Raw genomic sequence first — 12870 nt, forward strand, 5'->3', positions numbered from 1 at the left:
GTCAGGACGCGGGCGGTACGTTCCGGAACACGTCGGGATAGTTGTCGAGGGCGGTGATCCGGTTCAGCGGCCAGGCGATGACGGCCGCCTTGCCCTCGAGGTCGTCCAGGTCGACGAAGCCGCCGTCCGCGTCCATATGCGCACGGGAGTCAGCGGAATGGTTCCGGTTATCACCCATGACCCATACTTTCCCTTCGGGCACCACCACATCGAATTCCCGTACCTGGGGGACTTCAGCCGGGTTGATGTAGCCCTCATCGATGGCTGTTCCGTTGATGGTCAGTTTACCGCCGGCATCGCAGCACACGACATGGTCGCCAGGCAGCCCGATCACCCTCTTGACGAGGTGCTGCTCGGAGTTGTCAGGCAAGAGGCCCACGAAGGTGAGGCCGTCCTGCACCCAGGTGAACGGCCCGTCCGCCTTGTCCGGCACCGCGGGCAGCCAGCCCTTGGTGTCACGGAAGACCACCACATCGCCTCGGTTGAGCGCGAACGGTTCGGGAACCAGGAGGTTTACGAAGATCCGGTCGTCCACATCCAGCGTATCCACCATCGACTCGGAAGGGATGAAGAACGCCCGGAACAGGAACGTCTTAATAAGGAAGGACAGTACGACGGCGATGACTATCACCGTGGCGATCTCTTTTAGCCACGTCATGACCGGATGCGCCTCACGCCTCCCGGCAGATTTGGCCGCAGCGCGGCTTTCCGCGCGGTTTTCGAGGCCGGGCACTGCCGCGTCTGCCTGCTCCGCGCCGGAAGCGCCAGGGGCGCCCTCGGGCTGTGGTTCAGGCATGCGGGAGTGGTTCTCGGGCATCTACTGTCCGTTCTGTGTGCTGGGGCCTGCCGCAGCCGGCCGTGGTACTGGTGCAAATCTATCAAGGGGCCAGATGATCTGGACGGGCCGGCCCAGCACCCGGCCCACAGGAACCATTCCTCCGCCCGGCGCGCCGAGCAGGCTGCGGGAATCCGCCGAAACCGACCGGTGGTCCCCCATCACCCAAAGCCGGCCGGCCGGAACCAGCGCCTCGAACTCCAAGGTGCTTGGCACGTCTCCGGGATAAATGTACGGTTCTTCGAGCGGTTCGCCGTTGACGGTTACCATGCCGGCTGGATCGCAGCAGGCCACCAGGTCGCCGGGGACGCCGATGACGCGCTTGATGTACACCGTGTCGCTCCCGGCCAGGCCCAGCCACGCGGCTGCACCGGTGACGGCCTCGCCTACCGGGCCACGGCCGCTCTCCAGCGGCGCAAAGGTTCCCCTGCCGTCGAACACCACGATATCGCCGCGGCGCACGGGCTCCGCTTCGAAGGCTGTCCTCGACACCAGAATCCGGTCATCCTGCCGGAAGGCGGGCTCCATGGACTGGGACGGGATGAAGTAACCATCTATCCAGAAAGCCCTGACCAGCCCGCTGGCCACGAGCGCGGTACCCAGGACTACTAACGCAAAACGCCAGCCCCTGATGCGGGGCTGGCGTTTTGTCTGGTCCATGTCCGTGTCCTCGGGCGCTGGTGCTGGGTGCTCCGGCGCCGGCCGGCTACGGCTGGGTCCGGCCTGTGGTCCGGGAGGACTACTTGGCGGTGTTGAAGTCGCGCTTTTCCTTGATCTTGGCGGCCTTACCGCGCAGGGCACGCATGTAGTACAGCTTGGCGCGGCGGACGTCACCCTTGGTGACAACCTCAATCTTTTCGATGATCGGGGAGTGAACCGGGAAGGTACGCTCCACGCCAACACCGAAGGAAACCTTGCGGACGGTGAAGGTTTCGCGCACGCCGTCGCCCTGGCGGCCCAGGACGAAGCCCTGGAAGACCTGGACGCGGGAGTTCTTGCCTTCGATGATGTTCACGTGAACCTTGATGGTGTCACCGGCGCGGAAAACGGGAACATCGCTCCGCAGCGAGGCTGCGTCGACGGAGTCGAGAATATGCATGGTATTTGCACTCCTGGTGAACGCCACAGGTCATTCACTTTAGGTCACGGCGGGCAAGCCCGCACACCTGGCGGTGCAGCGGAAATTCCAGCCGAAAGGTAATTGGTCCTGCCGTCTTCACCGATTGAAGCGGCAGGTTGTCAGGCTGTTGGCGGCGCTCCCCCTGTGGCAGGTGCGGGCCCAGCAGACACAAGGACTAATTTTGCCACACCCGAAGGGCATCAGCCAATCGGGCGGCGCACCAGCCGGCCGGCCACGATGTCGTACCCCAGCACATACAGTTCGGAACGGTCGGCACGCGGGAGGTTGCCGGCGTCGAACCCTTCCAGGAGGTCGGGCCGGCGCTCCGCAGTGCGCCGATATTGCTCGTGCCGCCGCCACTGGGCAATTTTGCCGTGGTTGCCGCTGAGCAGCACGGCGGGAACCTCGCGCCCGCGCCACTGGGACGGCTTCGTGTAGACGGGGTACTCAAGCAATCCGTCGGAGTGGGATTCCTCCACCAGCGATTCGGGATTGCCCACCACGCCGGGCAGGAGCCGGCCTACGGCCTCCACCATGGCAAGCACCGCCACCTCACCACCGTTTAGGACGTAGTCCCCCAGGCTCACGGGGCGCACCTCGAAGTGCTCCTGCGCCCATTCGAAGACCCGTTCGTCAATGCCCTCGTAACGGCCGCAGGCGAAAGTGAGGTGCTCCTCTTCGGCGAGTTCGTAGGCAAGGGCCTGGGTGAAACGCTCGCCGGCGGGCGAAGGGACAATCAGGACCGGCTTCCGGGCACCTTCGGGCCGGGCTTCGACCACAGCCGACAGCGCCTGCGCCCATGGCTCCGGTTTCATGACCATGCCCGCGCCGCCGCCGTACGGGGTATCGTCCACGGTCCGGTGCCGGTCGGTGGTGAAGCTGCGAAGGTCGTGGACGTGCAGGTCAAGCAGGCCGTCCTGGCGGGCTTTGCCGATCAGCGACAGGTCCAGCGGCGCCAGGTAGTCGGGGAAGATGCTGACGACGTCGATCCGCATCTAGGCGCTGCCTTCCGGGCCGTCCGTGGCAGCTTCCCCAGCGTTGAGTTCGAACAGCCCCGGCGGGGGCGTGATGAGGATGTACCCTTCGTCGATGTTGACCTCGGGAACGATCTCCTCCACGAACGGAACGAGGATCTCGTCGCCCTCCGGGGTGGCCACCACCAGCAGGTCCTGGACCGGCATGGTGTTCAACGCGGCAATCCTGCCCACCACGGCTTCTCCCACGCGGGCTTCCAGGCCGACGAGCTCGTGCTCGTACCAGCCTTCATCGCCGTCCTCGTCCAGTTCGGCCGTCTCGATGAACAGCTTTGCTCCGCGCAGCGTCTCGGCCTTGTTGCGGTCCGCCACTTCCTCAAAAGCGAGCAGGAGGATGTCCTTGTTCCACCGGGCGCTGGCTACCGTGAGCGGGCCGGAGGACGCAGGCTCCACGAGGAAACCGGTGCCGGGAACGAAACGGTCCTCGGGTGCGTCGGTCAGGACCTGGACCGTGACTTCACCACGGATGCCGTGGGGTTTGCCGATTCGCGCCACCTGAAGCTTCATCTGTTCCTCTGTTCGCTCTGTGGGTATTGGTTGGTGGGGTAAAAGCACTCCGGCCCCTCCACCTTGCGGTGGAGGGGCCGGAGCAAAACTGATGTTGCCGAGCGCTCAGCGGCGGCGGTCGGTGTCGACGACGTCGACCCGCACCGGTTCGCCGCCGGCCAGTGCTGCCACGACGGTGCGCAGGGCGCGTGCCGTCCGGCCCTGGCGGCCGATCACCCGTCCCAGGTCATCCTGGTGAACGCGCACCTCGAGGGTGTCCCCGCGGCGGTTGTTCTTCGAATTGACCTTGACGTCATCCGGGGAATCAACGATTCCCCGGACAAGGTGCTCCAGCGCTTCTGCCAGCAATCTACTCAGCCTCGGTGGTCTCTGCTTCGGCGTCGGCCGGCGCTTCGGCTGCGTCAGCCTTGGAGGCCTTCTTGGTGATTGCTTCCGGGATGATCACGGAACCCTTTTCCGGGGCAACGAAGGCTTCCTTCGGAGCCTTCGTCTTCAGGGTGCCTTCCTGGCCCGGGAGGCCCTTGAACTTCTGCCAGTCACCGGTGATCTTCAGGATTGCGGCAACCTGCTCGGACGGCTGGGCGCCGACGGACAGCCAGTACTGTGCACGCTCGGAGTCGACCTCGATGTACGAGGGCTCTTCGGTGGGGTGGTACTTGCCGATTTCCTCGATGGCGCGGCCGTCACGCTTGGTGCGTGAGTCTGCAACGACGATGCGGTAGTACGGGGCGCGCATTTTACCAAAGCGCTTAAGGCGAATCTTTACGGCCACTTTTGTGGTCACTCCTGTTTCAGAAAAGGGGTTGAACCCGGCGTTCTGCACCCGTGGGGCGGGCCGTACTTGCGGGCTCGAAGGACAGGATCAAAACGCGGAGAGAGGGGCCACGCAGATCGAGTACCTGTCCATTGTGCCAGATCAGCGCATGGATTTCGACTTTGCATCCGCGCGGCCTGCCGGGCGAATGCGGCGCTTAGGCCGACCACACATAGAGCGAGGTACGGTCAGCGTCGTCCACAGTGCCGGCCAGCCGGGCCACCTGTTCGACGTAGGTCCGTGACTGCCCGGCCCCGAACGGCATATCGTCCTGCCCGGCCCACTCCGCGGCAACATCATCCAGCACGTTTCCCTCGCCTTCCGTCTCATAGGTGAGGAGGTCCGCCAGGGCCCGGACCATGGCCGGCGGCACGGCCAGGAGCGAATCGCTGGCCACGTCAACCATGGTGAGTTCGTAGTCGGCGCCGCCTGCGTGCACAGCCCTGCCGGCAAGGTCGCCCAGCTGCTCGACCTCGAAGTCGCTGATGTCCGGAATCCGCACTGCCTGGCCGCCGGGAGCGGCTCCGCCTGCGTCCAGCTGGCCGGCACGCTTCAGGGCGGCGTCGTGCGTGGCGACAAAGATCTCGGTGAAGCCCATGGGAATTACCCTCGTTCCGTCGTCGGTACGGCGCGGCCGGAGGCGCGTGGCGCCCCCGCCGCTCCGGCTGTTGGCCGGGCCGTTTTCAGCCTAGTACAAGGCCGGGCCGGATCGGCGCACGGCCACCCGAAGCCGGTTGCGCCAGGGATCCTCGAACCGCAGTTCCGCTCCGGTGTGGTGCGCCGGCACCCCGGCGACCCTGAGCCGGTCCGCCAGGGCGCCGACGTCGTCCCCCGACGGCACCTCGATCAGCACTTCACCGAGCCCCAGGGTGTCCTTGCGCGGCCCGGCGCCGCGGCTGTTCCAGACGTTCATGGCCATGTGATGGTGGTAGCGTCCGGCGGAGACGAAGAGCGCCTGGCCGTGCCAGCCCGCCGTCTTTTCAAAGCCGAGGGTGCCCACGTAGAAGTCCCGCGCCGTCTGCACGTCACCCACCTGAAGGTGGACGTGGCCCACTCCTGCACCGGTCGCGCGCTGCCCGTCAAGGGATTCCTCGGTGAGGTACCGCTCGAGGTAGTGCTGGGGCGGCAGCGCCAGGCTGTCCATCACCACGTCGGTCCCGTTCCAGGACCAGTTGCTGCGGGGGCGGTCCCAGTAGAGCTCAATGCCGTTGCCTTCGGGATCGTTGAAGTAGAAGGCCTCGCTGACAAGGTGGTCGGCGCTGCCGGTGAAGAGCCGGGGGTTGAACCGGGCAGCCGTGGCGATCGTGGCGGCGAGCGCCTCCCTGGTTTCGAAAAGCAGAGCGGTGTGGAACAGGCCCGCCTCGCCCCTGCCGGGAAGGTGGAGCCCGGACGCCGGGGCCAGTTGGACCAGTGGCCTGCCCAGGCGGCCCAGGTAGACGCCGCCATCCTGTTCGGCCACGACTTCCAGGCCCAGCGCCTTCTGGTAGTAGTCCGTCATGAGCTTCATGTCGCCCACTTTGAGCATCACCGTGCCCATGCCGAGCCCGGCGGGAAGAAGGTCCTGGTTTACGGTTTCTGCGGTCATTGGAACACTCCGAACTCCTACGGCCTCCCGGGTGGCGGCCCTGTCCATTAAATGAGTTGAAGCTTCAATTTATTCCGCTGTCGTGGACGATCCGGCCGCCCAGTACCACCTGCTGCAGGTGGCGGATGGTTTCAGGCCGGCTCCGCGGATCCGCACTGCACACAACCACATCCGCCCGCGCGCCTTCGGAGATGGCCTGCGCTCCCAGCCACTGCCGCGCGGACCAGCATGCGGCATCCAGCGCTGCCGCTGCCGGCAGGCCCGCGGCGTGAAGCGCCAGGATCTCGTCCGCAATCCGCCCGTGCCGGATGACGCTTCCGGCGTCGGTGCCCGCGAAAACCCGCACGCCGGCGTCGAACGCTTCCGCCACGCGCTCCGCCCGGCGCTCCCAGAGCGCCAGCATATGGGCCGCGTAGCGCGGGAATTTCGGCTGCGCCTGCGCGGCAATGTCCGGAAAAGTGGCGATATTGATCAGGGTGGGCACGATCGGCACGCGCTGCTCGGCGAAGCGGGACAGGTGCCGCGGAAGGAGCCCCGTGGCGTGTTCAATGCAGTCGATGCCGCCGTCCAGCATCTGGTCCAGCGTGTCCTCGGCGAAGCAATGGGCGGTGACACGGGCGCCTTCGTCATGTGCCGCCTGGATGGCATCGCGGACGACGGCGGCAGGAAAGGACGGAGCCAGGTCGCCGGCGCCGCGGTCAATCCAGTCGCCAACGAGCTTCACCCACCCGTCGCCGTCGCGCGCCTGCTTCCGGACCGCTTCGACAAGGCCTTCCGGTTCAACTTCCCGGGCAAACCCGCGGAGGTAGCGCCGGGTGCGGGCCACGTGACGCCCGGCGCGGATCAGTACCGGAAACTCCTTGCCGCCCTGCATCCAGCGCGTGTCAGCCGGGGAACCCGCGTCCCGGACCAGCAGCGTGCCGGCGGCGAGGTCCGCCCGGGCCTGGGCTGCGGCGGTGTCCGCATCCACGGGACCGCCGGGCCCAAGGCCGATATGGCAGTGCGCGTCGACGAAACCCGGCAGCACCCAGCCGGGCAGGACGTGGTCAGGCCGCGCGGAGGGCCGCTGGAAGGTCAGGCGGCCGTCCACGGACCACAGCCCGCGCACTTCCCGGTCCGGGCCCGTGAGCACCGGTCCGCTGAAATGGATAACCGCCGGCATGGAACTCCTCTCATCCTGCCCGGTCAGGCTAGCACCGCGAATGTGACGCCGCTCCCCGTGGGGCCTGTGGTAGCTTCGTTCCTGACCACACGGGTGCCCCTGCAGGGGCTGAGATCGGGCTGACGCAGCCTGCGACCGTCGAACCTGTCCGGGTAATGCCGGCGAAGGAAGTGAGTATTCCTTGAATACACCAGAAACACAGCTGAACCCTGCCCTCGATGCGTCTGGCCGGGATCCTGCCACCCAGTCCCTGAAGTCCCACTCGCTCGCCTTCGTGGAAGACAGGGGGTCGGGCCTTCGGGTACCAGTCACCGAGATTACCCTGTCGGACTCCCCCGGCGGCGAGCCAAACGCTCCGTTCCGCGCCTACCGGACGGCCGGGCCGGGCAGCGACCCGGTCCGAGGCCTGCGGCCCTTCCGCACCGAGTGGATTGAGGCGCGCGGGGACACTGAAGCGTACAGCGGCCGGGAGCGGAACCTGCTCGACGACGGCCGGTCGGCTGTCCGCCGCGGCGCAGCCTCTGCGGAATGGAAGGGCGCACGGCCAGTGCCCCGCCGCGCCGTCGAAGGCAAGACAGTCACCCAGATGCACTACGCCAGGCAGGGCATCATCACGCCCGAGATGCGCTTCGTGGCGCTGCGGGAAAACTGCGACGTGGAACTGGTCCGCAGCGAGGTTGCCGCGGGCCGGGCCATTATCCCCAACAACATCAACCACCCGGAATCGGAACCGATGATCATCGGCAAGGCATTCCTGGTGAAGATCAACGCCAACATCGGCAACTCCGCGGTCACCAGCTCCATCGCGGAGGAAGTGGACAAACTCCAGTGGGCCACCCAATGGGGTGCGGATACAGTGATGGACCTCTCCACCGGCGATGATATCCACACCACGCGCGAGTGGATCATCCGCAACTCCCCCGTGCCGATTGGCACCGTGCCCATCTATCAGGCGCTGGAGAAGGTCAACGGCGAAGCCAACAAGCTGACCTGGGAGATCTTCCGCGACACCGTCATTGAGCAGTGCGAGCAGGGCGTGGACTACATGACGGTGCACGCCGGCGTGCTCCTGCGCTATGTTCCGCTCACTGCCAACCGGGTCACCGGCATCGTGTCCCGCGGCGGCTCCATCATGGCGGGCTGGTGCCTGGCGCACCACCAGGAAAATTTCCTGTACACGCACTTCGACGAACTCTGCGAAATCTTCGCCAAGTACGACGTCGCGTTCTCGCTCGGCGACGGGCTGCGGCCGGGCGCCACGGCGGACGCCAATGACGCCGCCCAGTTCGCCGAGCTGGACACCCTGGCCGAGCTCACCCGGCGTGCCTGGGAGTACGACGTGCAGGTCATGGTGGAAGGCCCCGGCCATGTCCCGTTCCACCTGGTCCGGGAGAACGTGGAGCGGCAGCAGGAGCTGTGCAAGGGCGCCCCGTTCTACACCCTGGGACCGCTGGTGACCGACGTTGCCCCCGGCTACGACCACATCACTTCGGCCATCGGAGCCACCGAGATCGCCCGCTACGGCACCGCGATGCTCTGCTATGTGACGCCCAAGGAGCATCTTGGCCTGCCCAACAAGGACGACGTCAAGACCGGTGTGATCACCTATAAGATCGCAGCGCACGCAGCGGACCTCGCCAAGGGCCACCCCGGTGCGCACGAACGCGATGACGCGCTGTCCAAGGCGCGCTTCGAATTCCGCTGGCGGGACCAGTTTGCGCTGTCCCTGGACCCAGTAACGGCCGAGGCGTTCCACGATGAGACCCTGCCGGCGGAACCGGCCAAGACCGCGCACTTCTGCTCCATGTGCGGGCCGAAGTTCTGCTCGATGCGGATCAGCCAGGACATCCGGGAGGAGTACGGGTCCGCGGAGGCGCAGGCAGCACTGGCGGAGGCGGCCTCCGGAATGCGGGAGAAGAGCCAGGAATTCCTGGCCGCAGGCGGCAAGGTCTACCTGCCGGAGCCGAAGGTCCCGGCCGGCGGCTGACCCGGACACAGTGGCGGGGCCCGGCAGTTACGGGGGCTCCGCCCCGCCACAGGCTGCAGGACGGACAGCCTTACGCAGCGAGGCTCCTGCCGGCCTCGCGGATGAATGACCGGATGGTCCGGTCACCTTCAACGGAATCGTGCGGCCGGTGCCCCCCGGCAGCAATGCGGTGCACGGCCCCGGTTTCCCGCAGGTAGCCGGCAATCTCCTCGAACAGCGGCTCCCATCCTCCGGTGAGCACCAGGGTGGGGACACCCGGAACGATATGCAGCGGGGCCTCTGCGCACTCACGAAATTGTGCCCGGTGCGCCGCTGTGGCAGGCAGGTCCGCCGTCAGGGACAGGCAGGCCGGCTCCACGAGGGCGAGTGAGTGGACAAGGTCAGGACGTTCCACCGCGGCCAGCATTGCCGGAATGGCGCCCTGGGCGTGGGCCACCACATGGCCGCCTGCAGCACCGCGGCCATCGTCCTGCAGCGAGCGAAGGATGATCGCGGCGTCCCCGGCAAAGGACGGCGCTGCCGGCCCGGCCGTTGGATCGCACCCGAGGCGCCGGAGGAAGAGGGCATCGTAGGCAAGTGCCATGCCGTGCTGGCGAGGCCAGGCAGCGGCGCCGAAGCTTCCGGCGCCGTGCACGAACACTACGCGTTGCTTGACCATGACCCCACCCTATTCCACGGCCCCGGCAGCACGCCGGAGCCCGGGCTGCTACTTGCCGAGGAACTTCTCGAAGCCCTTGGGCAGGTTCAGCTGCGCCGGGTCGAAATCACCCTGCTGGCCGAACGCCGCACCGGTGGGCAGCGCCTTGCCGGCGTTGGCGCGGCGCGCCTCCGCCTCCTTGCGCTCCTGCGCGGCCTTGGCCGGATTGCCGGACTTGGCCTTCTTCTTGGGCGCGTTCCTGGCGTTCTTCCGGGCTCCGCCACCGGCGCCGGGCAGGCCGGGCATTCCCGGCATTCCGGGCATGCCACCCTGCGCCATCTTCTTCATCATCTTCTGCGCCTGGGCGAAGCGCTCCAGCAGTCCGTTGACCTCTGAGACGTGCACGCCGGAACCGCGGGCGATGCGGGCGCGGCGGGAGCCGTTGATGATCTTGGGCGCGAGCCGCTCGTGGGGCGTCATGGACCGGACGATCGCTTCAACCCGGTCGATTTCGCGTTCGTCGAACTGCTCCAGCTGCTGGCGCATGTTCTGGGCGCCGGGCATCATCATGAGCATCTTCTTCATGGAGCCCATGTTGCGGATCTGCTGCATCTGCGCCAGGAAGTCTTCCAGCGTGAAGTCTTCCTGGTCGGCGAATTTCTTCGCCATCCGGGCTGCTTCATCCTTGTCCCAGGACTTTTCCGCCTGCTCGATCAGCGTCAGGACATCGCCCATGTCCAGGATGCGCGAGGCCATCCGGTCCGGGTGGAACAGCTCGAAATCGTCCAGGCCTTCTCCGGTGGACGCAAACATCACGGGCTTGCCGGTGACCGACGCGACGGAAAGGGCTGCACCGCCGCGCGCGTCGCCGTCGAGCTTTGAAAGCACGATGCCCGTGAAGTTGACGCCTTCATCGAACGCGAGCGCCGTGTTCACGGCGTCCTGGCCAATCATGGAGTCAATCACGAACAGCACTTCGTTGGGCACGATGGCGCGGCGGATCTGGCGCGCCTGCTCCATCATGTCCGCGTCAACGCCCAGGCGTCCGGCGGTGTCAACGATGACTACGTCGTGAAGCTTCTGGCGGGCTTCCTCCACGCCGGCACGGGCAACGGCGACGGGATCGCCGGCCGGCTGGTCCAGTTCCGTGGACGTGGCGCCGGGGTGCGGGGCGAAGACGGGCACATTGGCGCGCTTGCCTACTACCTGCAGCTGGGTGACGGCATTGGGTCGCTGGAGGTCGCAGGCCACCAGCATGGGGCTGTGGCCCTGGGCCTTCAGCCACTTGGAGAGCTTTCCGGCCAGTGTGGTCTTGCCTGCACCCTGGAGGCCGGCCAGCATGATGATGGTGGGACCGGTCTTGGCGAGGCGGATGCGGCGGGTCTCGCCGCCCAGGATTTCAACAAGTTCTTCGTTGACGATCTTGACGATCTGCTGGCTGGGGTTCAGGGCACCGGAGACCTCCGCGCCGAGGGCACGTTCGCGGACCCGGCCGGTGAATTCACGGACAACCGGAACGGCAACGTCGGCGTCAAGGAGCGCGCGGCGGATCTCGCGTACGGTGGCGTCAACGTCAGCCTCGGTGAGGCGGCCCTTGCCGCGGAGATTCTTGAAGGTTGCTGTCAACCGGTCAGAAAGTGAATTGAACACGTGCCGTTCTTTCAGTGGATGATCGGGACTCGACTATCTAGGGTACCAACTCGGACACGCAAGATGGCATGCTGGCAAAATGACCAGCCCAACAACTGTCAGGACCCTGCTCATCCTCGGCGCTTCCGGCGACCTCACGGGCCGCCTGCTGCTCCCGGGCCTCGCCCGCCTTGTGGCGCGGGGGCGCGCCACCGGCCTCCGCCTGGCCGGCGCGGGCTCTGATCCGTGGACGCCGGAACAGTGGCGCCAGCGCGTCACCGGAGCCTTCAGTGCCGCGGCCAAGGATGCCGGCCAGGAGGGCCGGCATGCCCTGGACTCCATCGCGCAGGATACCGCCTACCACCAGCTGGACGTTACGGCCGACGGCGCGCTGGCTGCCCTCGTGGCCGGGCTTGAAGGGCCCGTAGCCATCTACTTCGCCCTGCCGCCCCAGGTCAGCCAGCGCGCCTGCGAGGCCCTGCAACCCGGCCAGTTGCCACCCGGGACGCGCCTGGTGATGGAGAAGCCGTTCGGCTCCGGGGAGGAATCGGCGCGGAACCTGAACCGGACCCTGGTGCAGCTGGTCCCGGAGGACCACATCCACCGCGTTGACCATTTCCTGGGCAAGGCCACGGTGCTGAACATCCTGGGCCTGCGCTTCGCGAACAACTTCCTGGAGCCCGTCTGGAACCGGGAGCACGTGGAGAAGGTGGAAATCATCTTCGATGAGGACCTGGCCCTGGAGGGCCGCGCCCGCTACTACGACGGCGCGGGCGCCCTCCGCGACATGATTCAGAGCCACCTCCTGCAAATCATGGCGCTCATGGCCATCGAGCCGCCGGCCACCATTGGCGAACGCGACCTTCGCGACGCCGTCTCCACGGTGCTTCGTGCCGGCAGCGTCAGAGCCCCTTACGGCGGGTCCAGCCGGCGTGCCCGGTATACGGCCGGAACGGTGGCCGGCACCGCGGTCCCGGACTATGCCCGCGAGGAGGGCGTTGATCCGGCCCGGAACACCGAGACCCTCGCCGAAGTGGAGGTCCGGATCGAGAACTGGCGCTGGAGCGGCGTTCCCTTCATCCTGCGGTCGGGCAAGGCTATGGGGGCCAGACGCAAGGAGGCGGTGGTGACCTTCCGTCCCGTGCCGCACCTTCCGGAGGGCTTCACGGGGGTGGACGCCCCCAACCAGCTGCGCATCGGGTTCGGCCCGGACACGCTCCAGTTCGATGTGGACGTCAACGGCCCGGGGAATATCTTCAGCCTGGGCAGGGTCACCCTGGATGCGGAGCTGAGCGCCTCGGACCTCCTTCCCTACGGCGAAGTCCTGGAGGGCGTGCTCAATGGGGATCCGCTGCTGTCCGTCCGCGGCGACACAGCGGAGGAATGCTGGCGCATCGTGGAGCCGGTGCTTCGGTCGTGGGAGGAGGGTGCCGTGCCGCTGGAGGAGTACGACGCCGGCTCGGCGGGTCCCCGTTCCTGGGCCGCCCGGGGTGCGGCCCAGTCAGCGGATCGCACTCCGGGGTAAGGCCGGAACGAAACGGGGCGGGCGGGGCACCTTTC

The 12870-nt window shown here is 66.9% G+C and carries 14 protein-coding genes and 1 riboswitch; of the genes, 2 read left to right on the forward strand and 12 right to left on the reverse strand.

From position 1 onward, the window contains the following. Position 1 precedes the first annotated feature (1 nt). From lepB (ACIQCM_RS02780) to ACIQCM_RS02825, 10 genes are all read right to left on the reverse strand, one after another. Entirely contained in the window at positions 2-817 is an 816-nt protein-coding gene (gene lepB, locus ACIQCM_RS02780; RefSeq protein ID WP_400603401.1) for a signal peptidase I, read from the reverse strand. Then, the gene (gene lepB / locus ACIQCM_RS02785) at positions 818-1495 is read right to left on the reverse strand and encodes a signal peptidase I (protein WP_400603399.1); all 678 of its coding nucleotides are present in this window, start codon (positions 1493-1495) and stop codon (positions 818-820) included. Between the two features lie 79 nt (positions 1496-1574). Next, positions 1575-1934, reverse strand: a complete 360-nt coding sequence (gene rplS, locus ACIQCM_RS02790) for a 50S ribosomal protein L19 (RefSeq protein ID WP_377215969.1) — start codon at positions 1932-1934, stop codon at positions 1575-1577. A gap of 221 nt (positions 1935-2155) precedes the next feature. Then, a complete protein-coding gene (gene trmD / locus ACIQCM_RS02795) occupies positions 2156-2950 on the reverse strand; it encodes a tRNA (guanosine(37)-N1)-methyltransferase TrmD (protein ID WP_400603398.1) in 795 nt (264 codons plus the stop codon). Continuing rightward, complete coding sequence (gene rimM / locus ACIQCM_RS02800; protein WP_400603397.1) at positions 2951-3496, reverse strand: ribosome maturation factor RimM; 546 nt, start codon at positions 3494-3496, stop codon at positions 2951-2953. It lies immediately after the preceding gene. A 105-nt stretch (positions 3497-3601) separates the two neighbouring features. After that, entirely contained in the window at positions 3602-3844 is a 243-nt protein-coding gene (locus tag ACIQCM_RS02805; RefSeq protein WP_377215966.1) for an RNA-binding protein, read from the reverse strand. Between the two features lies 1 nt (position 3845). After that, positions 3846-4268 carry a 30S ribosomal protein S16 gene (gene rpsP / locus ACIQCM_RS02810; RefSeq protein WP_377215965.1) on the reverse strand — a complete coding sequence of 141 codons (423 nt, stop codon included), beginning with the start codon at positions 4266-4268 and terminating at the stop codon, positions 3846-3848. A gap of 199 nt (positions 4269-4467) precedes the next feature. Beyond that, the gene (locus tag ACIQCM_RS02815) at positions 4468-4908 is read right to left on the reverse strand and encodes a hypothetical protein (protein WP_400603396.1); all 441 of its coding nucleotides are present in this window, start codon (positions 4906-4908) and stop codon (positions 4468-4470) included. 90 nt (positions 4909-4998) lie between these two features. Then, positions 4999-5895, reverse strand: a complete 897-nt coding sequence (locus ACIQCM_RS02820; RefSeq protein WP_400603395.1) for a VOC family protein — start codon at positions 5893-5895, stop codon at positions 4999-5001. Positions 5896-5959: 64 nt separating this feature from the next. Continuing rightward, positions 5960-7057, reverse strand: a complete 1098-nt coding sequence (locus tag ACIQCM_RS02825) for an amidohydrolase family protein (protein WP_400603394.1) — start codon at positions 7055-7057, stop codon at positions 5960-5962. Between the two features lie 79 nt (positions 7058-7136). Next, positions 7137-7244, forward strand: a riboswitch (TPP riboswitch). Between ACIQCM_RS02825 and thiC the strand changes: the two genes are divergently transcribed. Continuing rightward, positions 7239-9044, forward strand: a complete 1806-nt coding sequence (thiC, locus tag ACIQCM_RS02830) for a phosphomethylpyrimidine synthase ThiC (RefSeq protein ID WP_400603393.1) — start codon at positions 7239-7241, stop codon at positions 9042-9044. Its footprint overlaps the riboswitch before it by 6 nt. A 70-nt stretch (positions 9045-9114) precedes the next feature. Here thiC and ACIQCM_RS02835 read toward each other — a convergent pair whose 3' ends face one another. Both ACIQCM_RS02835 and ffh read right to left on the reverse strand, forming a co-directional pair. Further along, the gene (locus ACIQCM_RS02835) at positions 9115-9702 is read right to left on the reverse strand and encodes an alpha/beta fold hydrolase (RefSeq protein ID WP_400603392.1); all 588 of its coding nucleotides are present in this window, start codon (positions 9700-9702) and stop codon (positions 9115-9117) included. Positions 9703-9750: 48 nt separating this feature from the next. Further along, positions 9751-11331: a signal recognition particle protein gene (gene ffh / locus ACIQCM_RS02840; RefSeq protein WP_400603391.1), complete on the reverse strand. Its 1581-nt coding sequence runs from the start codon at positions 11329-11331 to the stop codon at positions 9751-9753. A 79-nt stretch (positions 11332-11410) separates the two neighbouring features. Here ffh and ACIQCM_RS02845 point away from each other — a divergent pair, with 79 nt between their 5' ends. Next, positions 11411-12835 carry a glucose-6-phosphate dehydrogenase gene (locus tag ACIQCM_RS02845; RefSeq protein ID WP_400603390.1) on the forward strand — a complete coding sequence of 475 codons (1425 nt, stop codon included), beginning with the start codon at positions 11411-11413 and terminating at the stop codon, positions 12833-12835. Positions 12836-12870: the final 35 nt, after the last annotated feature.

Source organism: Pseudarthrobacter sp. NPDC092439 (assembly GCF_044754945.1).
Lineage (GTDB): Bacteria > Actinomycetota > Actinomycetes > Actinomycetales > Micrococcaceae > Arthrobacter.